22 protein-coding genes, 1 pseudogene and 1 riboswitch are annotated in these 18001 nt (G+C 36.5%); of the genes and pseudogenes, 11 read left to right on the top strand and 12 right to left on the bottom strand.

Annotated features, from left to right (window positions below; translation table 11 throughout):
• Positions 1–25: 25 nt before the first annotated feature.
• Genes AC3WTI_RS15020 through AC3WTI_RS15010 form a run of 3 tightly spaced genes read right to left on the bottom strand, consistent with a single transcriptional unit; the run spans position 26 to position 2204 of the window.
• Positions 26–238, bottom strand: a complete 213-nt coding sequence (locus tag AC3WTI_RS15020) for a hypothetical protein (RefSeq protein WP_087958465.1) — start codon at positions 236–238, stop codon at positions 26–28.
• A gap of 60 nt (positions 239–298) precedes the next feature.
• Positions 299–1363 (bottom strand): tetraprenyl-beta-curcumene synthase family protein, encoded by a 1065-nt coding sequence (locus tag AC3WTI_RS15015; RefSeq protein WP_142286661.1) that lies wholly within the window; start codon positions 1361–1363, stop codon positions 299–301.
• 37 nt (positions 1364–1400) lie between these two features.
• Positions 1401–2204, bottom strand: coding sequence for an alpha/beta hydrolase (locus tag AC3WTI_RS15010; RefSeq protein ID WP_097841568.1), 804 nt, complete (start codon positions 2202–2204; stop codon positions 1401–1403).
• Between the two features lie 74 nt (positions 2205–2278).
• On the opposite strand from AC3WTI_RS15010, the gene AC3WTI_RS15005 reads away from it, so the two are divergent.
• The 3 genes from AC3WTI_RS15005 (at position 2279) to AC3WTI_RS14995 (ending at position 4624) form a co-directional block, all read left to right on the top strand.
• The gene (locus tag AC3WTI_RS15005; RefSeq protein ID WP_000640209.1) at positions 2279–2791 is read left to right on the top strand and encodes a gamma carbonic anhydrase; all 513 of its coding nucleotides are present in this window, start codon (positions 2279–2281) and stop codon (positions 2789–2791) included.
• Positions 2792–2935: 144 nt separating this feature from the next.
• A complete protein-coding gene (locus AC3WTI_RS15000) occupies positions 2936–3469 on the top strand; it encodes a phosphatase PAP2 family protein (RefSeq protein WP_087958462.1) in 534 nt (177 codons plus the stop codon).
• A gap of 12 nt (positions 3470–3481) precedes the next feature.
• Positions 3482–4624 (top strand): glycosyltransferase family 4 protein, encoded by a 1143-nt coding sequence (locus AC3WTI_RS14995; RefSeq protein WP_087958461.1) that lies wholly within the window; start codon positions 3482–3484, stop codon positions 4622–4624.
• 281 nt (positions 4625–4905) lie between these two features.
• On the opposite strand, the pseudogene AC3WTI_RS14990 reads toward AC3WTI_RS14995, so the two are convergent.
• Positions 4906–5509, bottom strand: a pseudogene (locus tag AC3WTI_RS14990) (molybdenum cofactor guanylyltransferase).
• The gene (locus AC3WTI_RS14985) at positions 5506–6015 is read right to left on the bottom strand and encodes a MogA/MoaB family molybdenum cofactor biosynthesis protein (RefSeq protein ID WP_087958459.1); all 510 of its coding nucleotides are present in this window, start codon (positions 6013–6015) and stop codon (positions 5506–5508) included. The pseudogene AC3WTI_RS14990 and the gene AC3WTI_RS14985 overlap by 4 nt, the downstream one beginning before the upstream one ends.
• A 99-nt stretch (positions 6016–6114) precedes the next feature.
• On the opposite strand from AC3WTI_RS14985, the gene AC3WTI_RS14980 reads away from it, so the two are divergent.
• From AC3WTI_RS14980 to AC3WTI_RS14970, 3 genes are read left to right on the top strand one after another with little or no spacing between them, the layout of a single operon-like run.
• Positions 6115–6330 (top strand): hypothetical protein, encoded by a 216-nt coding sequence (locus AC3WTI_RS14980; RefSeq protein ID WP_087958458.1) that lies wholly within the window; start codon positions 6115–6117, stop codon positions 6328–6330.
• Positions 6331–6345: 15 nt separating this feature from the next.
• Positions 6346–6525 carry a hypothetical protein gene (locus tag AC3WTI_RS14975; protein ID WP_087958457.1) on the top strand — a complete coding sequence of 60 codons (180 nt, stop codon included), beginning with the start codon at positions 6346–6348 and terminating at the stop codon, positions 6523–6525.
• Positions 6526–6531: 6 nt separating this feature from the next.
• A complete protein-coding gene (locus AC3WTI_RS14970) occupies positions 6532–6711 on the top strand; it encodes a hypothetical protein (RefSeq protein WP_087958456.1) in 180 nt (59 codons plus the stop codon).
• Positions 6712–6751: 40 nt separating this feature from the next.
• On the opposite strand, the gene metK is transcribed toward AC3WTI_RS14970, so the two are convergent.
• On the bottom strand, positions 6752–7951 hold the full coding sequence (metK, locus tag AC3WTI_RS14965) for a methionine adenosyltransferase (RefSeq protein ID WP_048529514.1): 1200 nt from the start codon (positions 7949–7951) through the stop codon (positions 6752–6754).
• 169 nt (positions 7952–8120) lie between these two features.
• Positions 8121–8242, bottom strand: a riboswitch (SAM riboswitch).
• A 228-nt stretch (positions 8243–8470) separates the two neighbouring features.
• On the opposite strand from metK, the gene pckA reads away from it, so the two are divergent.
• Positions 8471–10057 (top strand): phosphoenolpyruvate carboxykinase (ATP), encoded by a 1587-nt coding sequence (pckA, locus tag AC3WTI_RS14960; protein ID WP_048529517.1) that lies wholly within the window; start codon positions 8471–8473, stop codon positions 10055–10057.
• Between the two features lie 240 nt (positions 10058–10297).
• On the opposite strand, the gene AC3WTI_RS14955 is transcribed toward pckA, so the two are convergent.
• Positions 10298–10744 carry an aminoacyl-tRNA deacylase gene (locus tag AC3WTI_RS14955; RefSeq protein WP_097841567.1) on the bottom strand — a complete coding sequence of 149 codons (447 nt, stop codon included), beginning with the start codon at positions 10742–10744 and terminating at the stop codon, positions 10298–10300.
• A gap of 188 nt (positions 10745–10932) precedes the next feature.
• Between AC3WTI_RS14955 and AC3WTI_RS14950 the strand changes: the two genes are divergently transcribed.
• Entirely contained in the window at positions 10933–11130 is a 198-nt protein-coding gene (locus AC3WTI_RS14950) for a hypothetical protein (protein WP_087958454.1), read from the top strand.
• A 237-nt stretch (positions 11131–11367) separates the two neighbouring features.
• Here AC3WTI_RS14950 and AC3WTI_RS14945 read toward each other — a convergent pair whose 3' ends face one another.
• Positions 11368–11751, bottom strand: coding sequence for an ATP synthase subunit I (locus tag AC3WTI_RS14945; RefSeq protein WP_087958453.1), 384 nt, complete (start codon positions 11749–11751; stop codon positions 11368–11370).
• Between the two features lie 281 nt (positions 11752–12032).
• Between AC3WTI_RS14945 and AC3WTI_RS14940 the strand changes: the two genes are divergently transcribed.
• Positions 12033–12254: a hypothetical protein gene (locus AC3WTI_RS14940; RefSeq protein ID WP_000639042.1), complete on the top strand. Its 222-nt coding sequence runs from the start codon at positions 12033–12035 to the stop codon at positions 12252–12254.
• 28 nt (positions 12255–12282) lie between these two features.
• On the opposite strand, the gene AC3WTI_RS14935 is transcribed toward AC3WTI_RS14940, so the two are convergent.
• Positions 12283–13188, bottom strand: coding sequence for a DMT family transporter (locus tag AC3WTI_RS14935; protein ID WP_087958452.1), 906 nt, complete (start codon positions 13186–13188; stop codon positions 12283–12285).
• Positions 13189–13455: 267 nt separating this feature from the next.
• Positions 13456–13779: an iron-sulfur cluster biosynthesis family protein gene (locus AC3WTI_RS14930; protein WP_048529524.1), complete on the bottom strand. Its 324-nt coding sequence runs from the start codon at positions 13777–13779 to the stop codon at positions 13456–13458.
• A 117-nt stretch (positions 13780–13896) separates the two neighbouring features.
• On the opposite strand from AC3WTI_RS14930, the gene AC3WTI_RS14925 reads away from it, so the two are divergent.
• Together AC3WTI_RS14925 and AC3WTI_RS14920 are read left to right on the top strand one after the other, a co-directional pair.
• Entirely contained in the window at positions 13897–14070 is a 174-nt protein-coding gene (locus tag AC3WTI_RS14925; RefSeq protein WP_097841566.1) for a hypothetical protein, read from the top strand.
• A 191-nt stretch (positions 14071–14261) separates the two neighbouring features.
• Positions 14262–15314 carry a collagen-like domain-containing protein gene (locus AC3WTI_RS14920; RefSeq protein WP_097841579.1) on the top strand — a complete coding sequence of 351 codons (1053 nt, stop codon included), beginning with the start codon at positions 14262–14264 and terminating at the stop codon, positions 15312–15314.
• A gap of 76 nt (positions 15315–15390) precedes the next feature.
• Here the strand turns inward: AC3WTI_RS14920 and AC3WTI_RS14915 are convergent, their stop codons facing one another.
• Positions 15391–16611, bottom strand: a complete 1221-nt coding sequence (locus tag AC3WTI_RS14915; protein ID WP_097841565.1) for an ATP-binding protein — start codon at positions 16609–16611, stop codon at positions 15391–15393.
• The gene (locus tag AC3WTI_RS14910; protein WP_087958449.1) at positions 16608–17861 is read right to left on the bottom strand and encodes an ATP-binding protein; all 1254 of its coding nucleotides are present in this window, start codon (positions 17859–17861) and stop codon (positions 16608–16610) included. The genes AC3WTI_RS14915 and AC3WTI_RS14910 overlap by 4 nt, the downstream gene beginning before the upstream one ends.
• Positions 17862–18001: the final 140 nt, after the last annotated feature.

Genomic DNA, 18001 nt, shown 5'->3' with positions numbered 1-18001 from the left:
TTGTACTGCCATGTACAAATGCTTGTTATTTACTATTTTCTTTTTTTCTACCACTTATTAAAAAGACAATATCTACTATAATAATTGCGGCAATTATTACCTGGGGCACATAATCCATCATAGTAGGACCACTTGGCCTATTCATCATCATATACATGCCCATCACAAATGAAACTGATAATAAAATTAAAAGTGTAATTTCAATGTGATCATATAGCTTTCGAAAAACACGCTTCATTCCCGTCACTCCTTTACCATATTATAACAAAAAGCCACTCTACATGAGTGGCTTTCTTCATCACTGCGCCATTTTCTTTCGGTACATCTTCCCGTTCCAATAGAAGAATCGTGAAGTGAGGCCTCCGTATTTTACAATGCGCCGTGCCATTTTGTGCATATTCTTTTGTGCTGATACTTTTTGGTCTGATAAATAAATACCAAGTAACCCTCGGCTTATGAGACGATGAAACTTCGCATGAGGCAAATCACCAATGCTCTTCTCTGCTTCTTCTACAAAATGTTTCATACGATCTAATATCGCTTGCTCGTTTTCATAATAACTACAGAAATTCAAATCTCCGCCGGCGCGGTCTTCCTCTTGATCAATGAAATAATCAAGTAAAATGTGAAGTCCTTGTACGTAAGGGAAGTACCCTTGTCTAATTTTCGCAATATCTTCATCATGTAATTCATCATGGAATGCATATGCAACAAGACAGAAAATTCCAAGCGTAGAACCGGCACATGCTGAAAATTCAAACCAGCTCATCTCAGGTAAATTTTCTTTATGTGCTTCAAACCATGTTTGTAAACGTGGTTCTCTTTCTTCTAACTTCACGTGTTTATGAATTTGCAAATCACAATAATAACAAGCTAGTTCATGAAGAACAGGAGCAATTTTGTCGTAGTGCTTCGTTTTCTTTAAAACATCTTGGCATGTTTCAACAAGTTCATCTAAATAACCACCATCATCTTGATCATCACGATAACGATAATAATTACCGCCACCTTCTACTTCAGGTGATAATGCCATTAACATCGATTCATGCAGTGCGGCAAAATCATTTGGATCAAGTGATGTACTGCGATCACATAAATTATCTAAATAGTCGCTAATTGTCTGATACGCTACGATAAAACGAATACATTCCTCTCGGTGTTCATCTGCTAATAGCGCTAAAATGCCACCGCCTTCGCAATGAAACGTTTTATGCTCAATACTTGCGATTGCCTGACTATGAAGCTCATCATTCGGAATATGGTAGGCACGCTCTTTCCACATCGCTAGCTCATGGTGTACAACCGGAAACACATCACGGTATACTTTCGCCATGAGCGTTATGGGATTACTCGGTACGTTCACTTCTTCCTTCATCTCCTCTATTCAATGTACAAATAATTTACTTATTTGTTTCTATTATGTTATTGATGCGTATTTCAGTAAATGACTGAATATAATTCAAAATTTCATCGCGCTCATACTCATTTAATAACTCATGATAACAATTCGACCATTCTTTAAAAGCCTTATCACTTATTTTAACATTATCAAACCAAGTACGGACACGTGTTTTATCTACAAGTTTATCCTCACAAGCTTGCATTAGCAAGAGCGGAACATCTGGAAAATCATCTATTTTTTTATGAGCAATTTCGATAGACTTAATCAATTCACTATACCAACGTACTGATACTTTGCGCAAGAACAATGAATCATTCTCCATCGCGTCCCGAACTTCATGATTACGAGTGGACATTTCCACTGTAAGATTCGTTGCAAATTGCAATTTTGGAGCGATAATATTTAATATTTTTGAGGCAGCTTGAAGCGGTGCTGAAGGCCCAGCTACTACACCTAAACATGGCGAACTTAAAATAATACCATCTACATCTTCTCTCTTTGTTTCTTGCATCATACGAATGACAATAAGACCGCCCATACTATGACCGAATATAAAAATAGGTAACCGATACTTTCTTGCCTCTTTCACCCACAATTTAACTTCCTCTATGTATTCATCAAACGAATCAATATGTCCTCTATTTCTTGAAGTCGTTCCGTGCGACGGAAGGTCTCCCATCACAACGTGGTAGCCGTTATGATTCCACATTTCCGCTACAGCTTCATAACGTCCGTGATATTCCATTGCGCCGTGCACGATAACAACGACAGCTTTCGCTTCCTCAGCTTCATAATTCCACATACGGACCTCCTCCATTTCACTCTTTCTCATAATTTGATACACTAAAACTAGTCTCTAGGAAAGGAAGACTTTACATGATATATCCTTATAAAGAAAAAAATCCCAAAATTGCGAGTAGTGCTTTTATCGCTGACTATGTTACGATTACAGGCGATGTTTCCGTTGGCGAAGAATCAAGTATTTGGTTTAATACAGTCATCCGTGGTGATGTGTCACCAACAATCATTGGAGATCGAGTAAATGTACAAGACCAATGTACACTTCATCAAAGCCCACAGTATCCTCTTATTTTAGAAGACGACGTTACAGTTGGGCATCAAGTTATTTTACATAGCTGTCATATTAAAAAAGATGCTTTAATTGGAATGGGATCTATTATATTAGATGGTGCTGAAATTGGCGAAGGAGCCTTTATCGGCGCTGGAAGTCTCGTTTCACAAGGAAAGAAAATCCCGCCAAACACGTTAGCCTTCGGTCGCCCAGCGAAAGTCGTTCGTGAGTTAACAGAAGAAGACCGTAAAGACATGGAGCGAATTCGCACGCAATACGTTGAAAAAGGTCAATACTATAAATCATTACAGAAATAATTTTATCGCTGCCATAAGATTGGCAGCTTTTTTATATGAAAAACTAACTTTTTCTTTACAAAACATTATTACTCCCTCAATAAAATCTTATTAAAATAAAAGCTAATATCTCCATATATATGTAAGCGAGGGAGGAGAATTTTCATGAAGGTCAATGGACTGTATAAAATAGAATGTTACATTTTCAAAGGAATCAACCGATACTTTGATCAAAAGACATTAAATATATTTTTCAGCAATATTACTCATATTGGTGGTGCTACTTTCTCAATCACACTCACGCTTTTCTTTTTAATATTCTCAAAAGGGACTTTGCATCAAGCTGCAATCGCAACTGCTATTTCTTTAGCAATTAGCCATATTCCTGTACAAATATTAAAAAGATGGTATCCGCGAAAACGTCCTTATTTAACAATTCAGGATGCCAAATATCCAGTCCATCCATTAAAAGACCACTCTTTCCCGTCTGGTCATACAACAGCCGTTTTCTCTGTCCTTATTCCATTTATTTGCTATAATCCAAGTTTATTTATTTTTCTATTACCATTAGCATTATGCGTTGGTATTTCTCGCATTTATTTAGGGCTTCACTATCCGTCTGATGTATTTGTCGGTATGTGCCTCGGCACTTGCTCTGGCATCATCTCTTTTTATCAATTCATCCCACTTTTCACATAAAGGAGTGATATGATGAGAGTCGCCATTTTTACCGATACTTTTACACCACAAGTCAACGGGGTTGCGAAAACATTAGAACGATTGACACGTTACTTTCAGAAAGAAAAGATCGCCTATTCTGTTTTCGCCCCTCAGCATACAGCTGAAGATAATTTCGTGGCTAATGTGAACAAGATGAGAAGTATCCCGTTAACAATATTATATCCAGAATGTCGCTTTTCTTTTCCTACTCCGCGCATTAAACGAGAACTTCTTTCCTTTAAGCCTGACATTATTCACATTGCTACACCTTTCAACATGGGACTTTGTGGATTGTATTATGCAAAAAAGTTAAACATCCCAGTTGTCGGTTCTTATCATACTGATTTCGATGCTTATTTACGCTATTACAAAATCGAATTTCTCTCTCATATGCTTTGGAACTATTTAAAATGGTTTCATAGTCATATGCAAAAAAATTTCGTTCCTTCTTTTGAAACGTTACACCAACTAAAAAATAAAGGCTTTCAAGCCCTCTCCATTTGGGGACGTGGTGTAGATTGCACACTCTTTCATCCATCTTACAATACAGACCTATTCCGAAAAAAATATAATATTACAGCGAAGTATGTCCTTTCCTATGTTGGACGAATTGCCCCTGAAAAAGATATTGATACGTTGCAACACCTTATCGTAAAAACGACGCATACTCGAAACGACATTCACTGGCTCATCGCAGGAGACGGTCCGCTAGCAACAAATTTACGTGAAGCTGTTCCGAAAACAAACGTCACTTTTACTGGCTATTTACAAGGTAAGGATTTAGCTGAAGCATATGCTTGTTCTAACATCATGGTATTTCCATCCGCTACTGAAACGTTCGGAAATGTCGTACTCGAATCACTTGCATGCGGTACACCCGTCATCGGTGCAAATAGTGGCGGGGTTAAAAATATTATTACAGACGGAAAAACGGGAGTTCTTTGTCCCCCAAAACATTTCGATTCATTTCTATCATCCATCCATTCTTTATTGCAAAATGAAGAACAACTTATGCAAATGGGTATAGCAGCTTCATCTTATGCGAAAACAAAAAGCTGGGATGAGATCTTTCGTGGCTTACTTGACCAATATGAAACAGTCCTTCAGAACACCGCATCAGAATTACTCGCTTAAACAGAAAAACTCCCTTCAAAAAAAGAAGGGAGTTTATTACATGGTCATAAATTTTAGTTTCATAAATGATACATAAGGTTAAATATCGCTTTATTTCTATATTCATTATATCAAAAATAAACATAACTAAACAGACTTGTTATAAAAACCCATAAAAATTAATATATGGTTATACAGTATTTTAACTGTATCGTGATTTTAAGAAATTCCCCTTAAAATCAACTTACTCACATACCTTTATACAGTAATTGTTCCCCAATTTCTGTATACCAAAAAACCTTTCATTCATTTGAAAGGTCTTTTTTGAGCCTGCACATATTCTTCTTTCGTGTTCACATTTATAAACCAATCCGCATTCGCTTGTACATCTTCACCAGCAATATATTTCACATTACATTGTGATAAAAGCTGGCCCATACTTCTTTTTTCTTCCTGAAGCAAAGCATAAATCTTTTCTTTCACGCGGTTATGATACGCTGCAAGTAACGGTTGTTTCCTTCCATTAATAATAGGTACAACCGCATCATATTCATTGCTCGTTTGCTCTAGTAAAATGGTAAACCATTCTTGTGAAACATTTGGCGCATCGCAAGGCATAATAGCGTACCAATCTGCTTCTATATATTCCATACCTGATACAATTCCAGCAAGTGGCCCATTTTCTTTATAATGCGGAATATCTTCTATAACAGGAGCTTGTACAAGTTGCTCTACTCGCTCTTTTATATCAGAATGACTAATGACCACAACTTCTTGGAGCGCATTTGTCATCGCTTTCACAATATGTTCAATAAACGTATTACCTTGCCAACTCGCTAACGCTTTCGGCTCACCGAATCGACTCGACATACCGCCTGCTAATACAATTCCAGCATACTTACTCATTGGCGATGCAGCTCAAATGTAATATGACCTAATTCCGGTAAAATTAATTTATTCATCGCAAGACGAACCGCTCCGCTAGACCCTGGCATCGAAAAGACTACTTTGCGCCCAATTGTGCCGCCGATCGCTCTACTTAACATTGCGCTGCTTCCGATATCTTCTAAATAACTAATCATGCGGAACAATTCACCAAACCCGACAATTTCTTTATCTAATAACGCTGATACTGCTTCAATCGTTACATCACGTTTCGTAATACCAGTACCGCCATTTGTTAACACGACATCAACATCTTCTCTATGATAACCAGCTAACACCGCTTGCTGAATACTTTCTTTATCATCTTTTACAATTTCATAAGAGGTCACCAAATGCCCTGCTTCTTTTAATAATTCATGTAATAGTTGTCCGCTCTTGTCCGTCTCTTCTGTACGTGTATCGGAAATCGTTACGATTTTGCAACGCACTTCTTTCGGTGCTTGTTTTTTATGTTCGGTTACGCTCATTTTTCATCTTCCCTTTCATTTTCTTGTAAAATTATGTATGAAGCAAAGAATTCAACATGATACAATATAAGTATATTTATCCATCTAAAGGAGCTTTACATGATTCAAAATATGAAACGATACGTACCCATTATACCACTCCTAATTATATTATCCCTTTTCCAATGCATCGCTTACGGATTTCATATTAACTTTTTAAAATTGTATGTGCTTATGCCTGATGGTGGTATTCGTTACTATTTGACTAGCACATTAATTCCTCTCGTACTTGCCTATATAGTAGGTTTTATTTTCAAACGTTCTACCTTTAAATGAGGAGGTCTACATACTATGGAACTTTATAAAAAACTAACAACAACATTCATCCTCTTATTTATCGCTTCTATCACTGTCGGCTTTTCTCTAAAAGGAGCAATCCCATACGCTACATTAGTAAGTATTATATGTGCAATGCTATTTTTACTAAGCAGTGCATTTTGCGCGGGTAAAGCACGTCAAATGAAAGGATGATCATCTATGTTCCGTAAGAAACCCACCCTTTGTAAATCATGTGAAAAAGAAATACAAACATATGAAAAGACGTGGATTCATATGCCATTTCCGGCAAGTGGTATGACGAATATGAAAAAGTACATTGAGCTAGACGGAGAAGTTTATTGTGGTTCTTGCATCCAAGTAGTACATAAAACAAACTAAAAAAGCTTTGCGCCGTGAGCGCAAAGCTTTTTTTCATATATTATAGACCAGCTTGCTCTTTTAAAGCTGCAGCTTTGTCTGTACGTTCCCATGTTAGATCTACATCAGTACGTCCGAAGTGGCCGTAAGCTGCTGTTTGTTTGTAAATTGGGCGACGTAAGTCTAGCATTTTAATAATACCAGCTGGGCGAAGATCGAAGTTGTTACGAACTAGTTCTACTAATACGTCTTCAGATACTTTACCAGTGCCGAATGTATCAACTGAAATTGATACTGGTTGTGCTACACCAATTGCGTATGCAAGTTGTACTTCTGCTTTTTCAGCAAGACCAGCTGCTACGATGTTTTTCGCAACATAACGAGCTGCATACGCTGCTGAACGGTCAACTTTCGTTGCATCTTTACCAGAGAATGCACCGCCACCGTGGCGAGCGTATCCACCGTAAGTATCAACGATGATTTTACGTCCTGTTAAACCAGCATCACCTTGTGGTCCACCAATTACGAAGCGGCCAGTTGGGTTAATGAAGAATTTCGTTTCTCCATCCATTAATTCTGCTGGAACGACAGCTTTAATTACATGCTCTTTTAAATCGCGATCGATTTCTTCCCATGTAACATCTGGATGATGCTGTGTAGAAATTACGATTGTATCTACACGTACAGGTTTACCATTTTCATCATACTCAACTGTAACTTGCGTTTTTCCATCCGGACGTAGGTATGATAATGTATCATCTTTACGTACTTCAGTTAAACGGCGAGCTAATTTGTGAGCAAGCGAGATTGGAAGTGGCATTAATTCTTGTGTCTCATTACATGCAAAACCAAACATTAAACCTTGGTCTCCTGCACCAATTGCCTCAATCTCAGCGTCAGTCATTTGACCTTCGCGTGCTTCTAGCGCTTGGTCAACACCCATAGCGATGTCAGCAGATTGCTCATCGATAGATGTTAAAACTGCACAAGTTTCTGCATCAAATCCGTATTTTGCGCGTGTGTAACCAATGCCTTGAATTGTTTCACGAACGATTTTTGGAATATCTACGTAAGTAGAAGTCGTAATTTCCCCCGCTACCAATACTAAACCAGTTGTTACAGTTGTTTCACAAGCTACACGTGCATTTGCGTCTTTTGATAAGATCGCATCTAAAATTGAATCAGAAATTTGGTCACAAATTTTATCTGGATGTCCTTCAGTTACAGACTCAGATGTGAACAGATGACGTTTTTTTGTCATGTGGTAAACCTCCCTACAGTAATTGTATATATTGTACGGAACTCATCCTTAATTTGCCACAAATTGCGACATACATTTATTCTCCCACACAAGCATACAGAAAAACCTTTCCCACTTTACATAGAGGAAAGGTTTAATTTGCTACTTGCATACTGCTTTTTGCCCTTCGCTCTTATCGTTCGAGACCTGTAGCCTCGCACAGGTTTTAGCACCTATTCACCTATATTTACCACTACAAGTGAGGTTGCTGGGCTTCATCGGGCCTGTCCCTCCGCCAGCTCGGGATAAGAGAGTATCCGTCCCAACCTATACTAAAGAAATGATATTCATTTGTCAATTAATATTCACATTTTCCTGAAAGTTTTTCTCAATAAGCCTGGAATGAAATATTAATAAGGAAATAATGCATTCACACAAACAAAAAGAAATAAATAGTATACATTATTTATATAATTGTGTTATACTCTTGTTGGGGATTACGAGAAATATTTCATTAAATGAAAAGGATGGTATATAAATATGAGTACTGTGAATGTCCAAATTGGTTTACACGAATTATTGAACGGAAGCAATGCACAGATTCAACTAAGTGTTCCGCAATTAGTGGAAAAAGTATTAATGCGAAATGAAGGGAAATTAACTTCTACTGGTGCCGTTTCTGCTTCAACAGGAAAATATACAGGACGTTCTCCTAAAGATAAATTTATTGTGAAAGAAGCATCGGTTGCTGACAAAATTGCTTGGGGAGCAGTGAATCAACCGATTTCTGAAGAACATTTTAATAAATTATATACTAAAGTTTTAGAATACTTAAAAGAAAAAGAAGAGTTATTCGTCTTCAAAGGATTCGCAGGCGCTGACCGCAATTACCGCCTACCAATTCAAGTTATTAACGAATATGCATGGCACAATTTATTTGTACATCAATTATTCATTCGTCCAACTGAAGAAGAATTAACGACTCATGAATCAGAGTTCACAATTGTTTCTGCACCGAACTTCAAAGCTGATCCAGCTGTTGACGGTACAAACTCTGAAGCATTCATTATGGTTTCATTCGAAAAACGTATCGTACTAATTGGTGGTACAGAATACGCTGGAGAAATGAAAAAATCAATCTTCTCTATTATGAACTTCTTATTACCTGAACAAGATATCCTTTCTATGCATTGCTCTGCAAACGTAGGTGAAGAAGGCGACGTAGCACTATTCTTCGGTTTATCTGGAACAGGTAAAACAACATTATCTGCTGATCCAAACCGTAAATTAATCGGTGATGATGAGCATGGTTGGTCTGATAACGGTGTATTCAATATTGAAGGCGGTTGCTATGCAAAATGTGTAAACCTTTCTCACGAGAAAGAACCACAAATTTTCGATGCAATCAAATTTGGATCTGTTTTAGAAAACGTTATCATTAATAACCAAACGCGTATCGCAGACTATAACGATACTACTTTAACAGAAAATACTCGTGCTGCATACCCTATGCATGCGATTGACAATATCGTACTGCCAAGTGTTGCTGGACACCCAAATACAATCATTTTCTTAACTGCTGATGCATCTGGCGTATTGCCTCCAATCAGTAAGTTATCAAAAGAGCAAGCTATGTATCATTTCTTAAGTGGTTACACTAGTAAACTAGCAGGAACAGAGCGCGGTGTTACATCTCCGCAAGCAACATTCTCAACTTGCTTCGGCTCACCATTCTTACCACTTGATGCATCTCGCTATGCTGAAATGCTTGGTGAAAAAATAGAGAAACACGATGCGAAAGTATTCTTAGTAAACACTGGCTGGACTGGTGGCGAATATGGCATTGGTAAACGTATGAACTTAGGCTACACTCGTGCAATGATTCAAGCAGCATTAAGCGGCGAACTTGCAAAAACTGAAACAGCTAAACATGACATCTTCGGTCTTGAAGTTCCACTTCACGTACCAGGTGTACCTGACGAAGTGTTAATGCCTGAACAAACTTGGGCTGATAAAGCTGCTTACAAAGCAAAAGCAATCGAACTTGCGAACGAGTTCAAAGCGAACTTCAAAAAGTTCGACAGCGTTTCTGAAGACATTATTAACTTAGGCGGTCCAATCGCTTAAGTACAAACTTTCTGTTGGAATAACCCTTACTCATATGAATAAGTGTCGTGTAACCGTAAAGTTTCGCGTACTCACCGACAAAACCCAATGCGGCTTTACGTTTACACACACTTACATAAAAAAGAAGCTTACGTTTTTTACGTAAGCTTCTTTCTATATCTTATACAAATCACAGATACTCATAATCTTGATAAACAATTATAGATAAGAATGCGTTTTTAAAAAAGGTATTATTACCCATTAATCGAACGTTGCAATCACTTGATTTAATTCCATTAAGGCTTGTGGTTCAAGTTTTAAAGTAAATGTTGATTGACCAGTACCTCCATAAATATAATCATAATGGAAAAGTCGGTTGTCTATCACACAAGGTAAGCCAAGACCTACCATACGAACACTGCCTACCTGAAAGCTTGTAATTTTTTGAACTTCCTCTGGAGATGCTAATTTCACTTTACTACACCCTAAAATATAAGCGATTTTCTCAAAACTAACTTTGCTACGGCTTCCAGATACAATTAAGCCAAAGAATCCTTTATCAGTTGTTAGTATCATAGTCGGAGCTGTTTGCCCAACTTCAATCCCAAAATATTCTGAGCCATCTTGTCTTGAAAGTATTGGTTTTTCGTGTTCAATTATTTCATATGTATAATTGCTTTTCTCTAAAATCCCTTGCAACTCCTCCATAAGAAACACCTCCAATATTAATTTTAGCACAGAAAATTGCAGGAACGTTCAAACAATTAACCATTAAACTAAATGGTCCTTCAACAGAACAACTTATCGCTATGTATTTTTACAGAAAATTCTTTTTATAATCATTTGTTTTTAGCTTTTCATGATACAATTTACATATACAGGAAAGGGGGCGACTTATGAAAAATTTGTCTCGTACAGGAAAAATTTTATTCAGCTATGGAGCAATTCAATTATTTTGGGGACTTGTAATGCTTAACATTAATTTATTCCAGCATACTAGTGAACCGATAAAATACATTATTCTAATTATCGGAATAACTTGTTGTATTATATCCAACTTTTTTAAAGAACATAAGGGTCATACTAATACGTGATTTCATGTTAACTTATCGGAAGCGGCAACCTATTTTATGCAAAGTTACGCTTCCTGTTGTAATATCATCACTTATCCCATAGTAAACCCATTTTCACATAGACAAATTACGGCTTCGAATATATAAACTTTCTCCCTACTCGCTACATCTCTCTGGTTTCACATCGCATGGAGCTAAAAAAGGCCCTGACCGCTTCTATCCGTGGCTGGATCATCTATTCCATCTAAAAAGAGGTTTTTATCTCTTCATTAATTCTTTCTCGTCTTTCATACTATAGTATCCTAAATTAACAACAATTAAGAAATAACCGCCCATAATCCCTACTGCAAATGCCCACATCACCATATGGTGCTCAATTTCGTACATAATAATAGCACCCAAAATAGCAGCGGCAAAACGGTTAAACATACCGAGCGTCGGTGCTTTCGTTTTCTTTACGATACTATCTCCAAGTTTTTCAATTCGTCTCCCTAAAAGCCAAACACAATACATACTTACAATAAGTCCAATTCCTGCACCTAGAAAATGTGCTGAAAACGGCGTTACCATCCAGCCTAGCAAAAGAATACCCAGTATATAATACGATTGAATCTTAAACGACCTTAATGACATACTAATCATGCTGTTCTCCTCTTCAGTAATTTTGATCTATCCAACAAAAAAAATTTCTTTCCAGTTTATACTGCTTACATCCATTTCACTCAAATTAAAAACAACATAAACAGTACGTTTATGTTGTTTAAATATTTTTAGGAAATAATATTATACAAGATTTCAAACATCATATTCTCATAATTTGTGACGTTTTTCCAAACATTTTTCGTCCATTTATGAAAAAAATGATATCAATCTATGAACATACGGATATGATGTAATAAGCACACAATTAAAGGGGGCGTCTAATGATTTATTTTTTAATGGCTCTCATTCACCTTATTATCCCTGCACTTATTGGACTTTCATTGTATTGGTACACGAAAAATCATAGTATTTTCTACGCTGTCCTCGGTGTTCTTCTTCCAGGTATTATTCTTATCACACTCTTCCGTATTCCATTTTTAAACTTAATTCCACTTATTACTGCTATCTTATTTCTCATCTTCTTACCAAAAATAAAAAAATAGGAAAGCAGATCATAGATGATCTGTTTTCCTATTTTGATATAGGTTCCTCCGCAATAGAATGTACTTTTATTTTCTCCGATTTCACAAACCATAGGCCAAAGAAAATAATAATTCCACCGATTATTTGTTCAAACGATACATATTCATTTGCCCATACAGCTGCAAATAAAACAGCTACAAGCGGTGTTATATACATATATACCATCGTATGTGATGCGCCAATTTTTTGAACACCAACATACCACATGACTAAACCAAATACTGTTACAAAGAAAATGGAATATAGTAAGGCAAATAGTGTCATTCCATGTGTAATGTGAAATGGCATTATAAATACATATGGTCCACTTAACAATAAAAGCGGAATCGCACCAACTAATGCTGACCATGCGGTAACACGTAGTGCTGAATATTTTTTAATTAATGGACTTGCTAAGACAGGATAAAGCCCCCAGCATATTGATGTAATGAGTCCGATCCCATTCCCATAAAACGAACTAGCAAGTGAATGTCCTGCTACTAAAACTAACGCTGCACCGCCAAAGGCAATGATAGATCCGATTAACTTCCGAGAAGAAAACTTTTCTTGTTTTAAAAAAATCGCAAATACAGTTGTAAAAATAGGTGAAATAGAAATGAGTAAAGAGGCATTTGTAGCAGATGTATATTTGACAGTTTCCATAAATAACGTTTGATACAGTACAATACCTACAACGCTAACGATGATTAATCTAGGTATATCCTTTCGCTCCATATAAACCGACTTTTCAATAAAAAATGTAAGGAGTAACATAAGCGGTGCCGCTGATATCATCCGAAGTGCAGTAAACTCAATTGCTGTAAATTCTAACAGTCCATATTTCGCAATCGTAAAATTAATCCCCCAAATAGTAACGACACTTAAAATTAATAACTCCATCCCCCATTTTCTCACGCGTATCCCCTCCGCAAATAAAATTATACAGAAAATTCAATCATATGTACATTTCATTATGTGAAAAAATCTTTGTATTGTCTGGAGAGGTTTGCGTTGTTTTGTACATGAAGCTATATCGGTGATTTTCCAAATATATCGGCGCAACTCGAGTTATATCGGCAATTTTTTAAAGATATCGACTTACCAACAAAAAACGACAATAATAGCGACTCCTACAATAAAAAAGGTGGTTCCAAAATACATTTTGGAACCACCTTTCCTTACTTACACTCGAACATGTAACTTCATATTCGGATTATAAAATTGGCTTGGACTCTTCAGCTGAAAAGTTCCTCCACCTTCATGCCAATCAACTGTTAACTTATCATCCATAAATACAAGCTTTGTGCGATCTGCGATAAAGTTCATTACGCTAGATTCGATATCCACATCGCGCTCATCTTTTTCTACTACAGCTACTAAATCGATAATTCCGCTCATTACACAACCGCAGCCTTCATTATCATAAAATAACTTTATATATTTCGCTTCATTTGGAATCGTATCCATAATCTTTTTATATGCTGCTTCTGTTACAGTAACGTACATACGTTAATCTTCATCCTCTCTTCTCGTATCCTTCATATATTGTACCACTATTTTTCCAAAAGATAGTATACTGAAAATTAAGACTAATACATGTGATAAAGGAGGGTTTGTATCACTATGTTCAATTTACTGCGATACCCCATCTTCTTAAGTCTACTCGGTAGCTTTTTTATTTCTAGCGGAATGGTATTACAACACATATTTCCGTATTCTCCTTCTATTGGCTGGATTACAGGTTTTATTTGTTTTCTATCTGCTTCCTATTTTGCTAAAAAAAATAAGAAAAACTAACAAGGCAGGCATTATTTTAAGCAGGAGAAAGAAACATGTCACTCATCGCTAGATCTAACACAATCAAATTATCTCCTATTTTTAAAATCCATACTCAATACGATCGAACACACAAAAATATAAAATTCATAATATATATAGTGGTTCTATTTTTAAAACTAGTTTTTCAAAATATAGAAAGGAGAACGTACATGTACCCACGTAATTGTTTTAGTTGCGACGGCAGGCGCAACAGTGGTTCTAATGGAAACGCCGGGCCCACTGGTAGCACCGGACCGACCGGAGCTGCCGGGCCTACTGGTAGCACTGGACCCACTGGGGCTACTGGACCCACTGGCACTGCCGGGCCTACCGGAGCTGGTTTCCAAAGTACTACCGCCTTTAGTCTAGCAGCCGCTCCCACCTATAAAACAGGACAAGTTGTCACTTATACGAGCAACGGCTATGTTGTAAAAAAGGATGCACCTCAAGGATTTCCGAATGTATCTCCAGATTATATCGTATTAGTAGAGAGTGGGCCTACTGGTAGTACCGGACCTTCTGGGAGCACTGGACCCACTGGCATTACTGGGCCTTCTGGGAGCATCGGATCCACCGGCTTTACTGGACCTTCTGGGAGCACCGGACCGACCGGCTCTACTGGCTTCACTGGGCCTACTGGCATTACTGGGCCTACTGGACGTACGGGTAGCACCGGACCGACCGGCTTTACTGGATCTACTGGCTTTACTGGGCCAACCGGACCCACTGGCACTGCAGGTAGTGCCTCAGCAAAAAGTATTGTTTTTCAAGGAACAAATGCTGGTTTTCAACGTATAGCGGGTTCTCCTGGAATTGACTCCAATGTTATTCCATATGTCACTGCCGGGATCGGTAGTATCGTTGGATTGGCTGCGTCTATAAATGTAAATAACTTACCTGCTGCTGTTTATACGATTAATATTTGTAGGAATGTCCCGACAAACCTCACTGCCCCCACTTCTAGTTACATCCTATCTACTATTACCTTAACTACTACAGACAAAATTACTGGAACTATGGTGTTTTCCATTAAACCGACGGATGCTGGATCGGGGCAAATTCAAGTATTTAATCCTACTCCAGCAATAGGTCCCGCTACTGTAACTTGGACTAGTATTACAACTGGAAATCCCGTTTCAAGAGGTGATGCTATATCCCTTCATATTACCCCTGGAATTACTGCGAGTGCTGTATATTCTATTTTTCTAATCACTGATCTATAACCCACACTTACAACAATTCATTCCACAAAAAAGAGATCACTCTCAAATAAGTGATCTCCTTTTTAAAAATGGTTTTTCATGATATTGGCAATATAACCTTTACCGTAGTTCCAACTCCAACTTCACTTTCAAAACTCATTTTACCATTGTGGTCTTTAATAATTTTTTCTGTGACTACTAAACCTAAACCTGTTCCTGTTTCTTTCGTTGTATAAAAAGCTTCATTTAGCTTCGGAATTTTGTCTTTTGGGATGCCGCACCCTTCATCCTTAACTTGAACAATGATTGCATCTTCTACAGTCACTTTAATCGTAATCGTTCCGCCAACTAACATTGCTTCAATCGCATTTTTAATTAAATTAAAAAATACTTGCTTTAATCGTTTTTCATCGCATGTAATCGATGGTATGTCTTTACTATAAATACCTTGTATGTGCACTCCTTGCTTTAAAGCAGGCTTCCCCATAACTCGAATAACATAAGCGATAATTTCTTCTATATTATGAATTTCTGATTCTGGTGATTTAGATTTCTCAAATCCACTAAGTTCTGTAGCAATTGTATGGATTCGTTCTACTTCTTGTTTCATAATATCACTATATATTTTATCCTCTGGATATTTATTTGCTTGCTTATTCACAAATTTATCTAAATTCGCTAGAGGTCCTCTAATTTTGTAGCCAATAACTGTGGCCATTTTCCCAACAGTTGCTAGTTTTTCTGTTTGTTCTATTTCCTTATCCATCATCTCAAGCGTACGAACGTAAGAATGAAATCTCAAAAACATAATCCAACATATAATGGTAAATACGATATATAATGCCATTGGGATTAAAACGAGTGAAGATTGAATAATGATTCCTGTAAGAGCATACTTGCCAACAAGTATACCCGTAACTAACCAGAAATACCTTTTGTTCACAAAGATTGGTGCAAATAAAATAAAAAATCCCTCTACTATATTCCCACCATCAAACTCAGCATCACTACCGTAGTAAATCATAAAATTATGGATAAAATCTAATAGATTGTATCCAATTAGAATAATATATTTCACTGCAAATGGATTCTTCCATTTCATGAAGTATACTCCAATACAAAACAAAATCACCATTAGAAAATAAAGCCATAAACCTAAACCATCTTCAAATTGTCCTACTCCTTCTTGTTCTCCTCCTATTAAAGGTACAATAAATTCGTAGGCAAGATCGTATACAAAAAATATAATAAAAAATAAACTTAAATATATTTTCAATGCCTTTATTTCTTCATTTTTAAATATGTCGTCTTTATTCATATGGTAACTCCTAGCTTTTCTCCCACTTGTATTTCATTATTTCCACACTTTTTTGGAAGAATAATATCTATTCTCGTTCCCTTATCTCTTTCACTTGAAATATGTAACTTACCAAGGTGCTCGTTGACAATCCGATCCGCTACCGTAAGTCCCAGACCAATTTTATCTTGCTTTGTTGTATAAAAGGCCTCTTTAACACGTTCTAGGTTTTCCTTCTTAATACCGTAACCATTATCGATTACACTTAGCATCACATAATCTTTTCCTTTATTTTCTAATCGTAAATCTAATACGCCACCTTGCTCCATTGCCTCCAGAGCATTTTTCATGACATATAGTACGACTCCTCTTATTTTCCGCTCATCGCATTCAACTTCTATCGCCTTTTCTTCCACATTAGAAATCAGCTGAATGTTGGATTCATTCATTTTTTCACGAACAATTGTTACTGCTTGTAATGCAATTTCTCCTATATTCTGTTTCTTATAAATAGAAGGTTTACATGTAGCAACTTCCATCAACTCACTTATCATACTATTCATATTTTCTATTTCAAATATCATCTGTTTGTAGACAGGATCCTTTCCATGCTTCTCTCGTTGTAATTGCGTAAATCCTTTTAATGAAGCAAGTGGATTTTTAATTTCATGTCCTACTGACGCTGCCATTTTTCCAACTACTGCTAATTTTTGTGATTCACTAGCAATCTTAATACTTTTCTTTACCGCTAAAAGGTATTGTATAAATCGATTTAAAATGATGTATGCTGCTATTAATACGAGTGTATACATAATGAGGAACATAAACGCTTTTACTTCCTCTAATACAAATAAGTAAATTAAATATTTCCCTATAATGGTGACAAGTACGCACACAAAAAATCTTTTATTTATAAATATAGGTACAAAGAATATAAGTATAATTTCTATTATATTCGTCGCCTCAAATGCCACCTTATTATAAAGAATATACGAAATTATATTGATAATTTCTATCCCTATGTATACGAATATACATGTATATTTAACAAAGTTTGCTTTCTCTCTTTTTACTAAGTATATATTCACGCAGAGTATTGCTACTCCACATAAAATTTGCCACATTCCTCTATGCCAGTTTTCTATCAATGCTTTATTTTCTAATACAATTGCATAAGAAATCTGGTATACACTAAGTATGACATACAACACCCATAAAAAAATTTTTGCATTCCTTTCTTCTTCTTTATATGATAAAAAACTTCCTTTCACTTCAACACCCCTTCAAAATAATATTTCGAAGAATACCATTTATTATAATAAATGATTTTCATAGACAAACAAAGATAAATCGAACATTTGAGGGAAATCATTCCAAAAAAACAAAGTATCTTCAGACTATATAAGCATAA

It is taken from the genome of Bacillus sp. EB106-02-03-XG38 (assembly GCF_058792175.1).
This window is presented reverse-complemented; position numbering and strand designations above follow the sequence as displayed.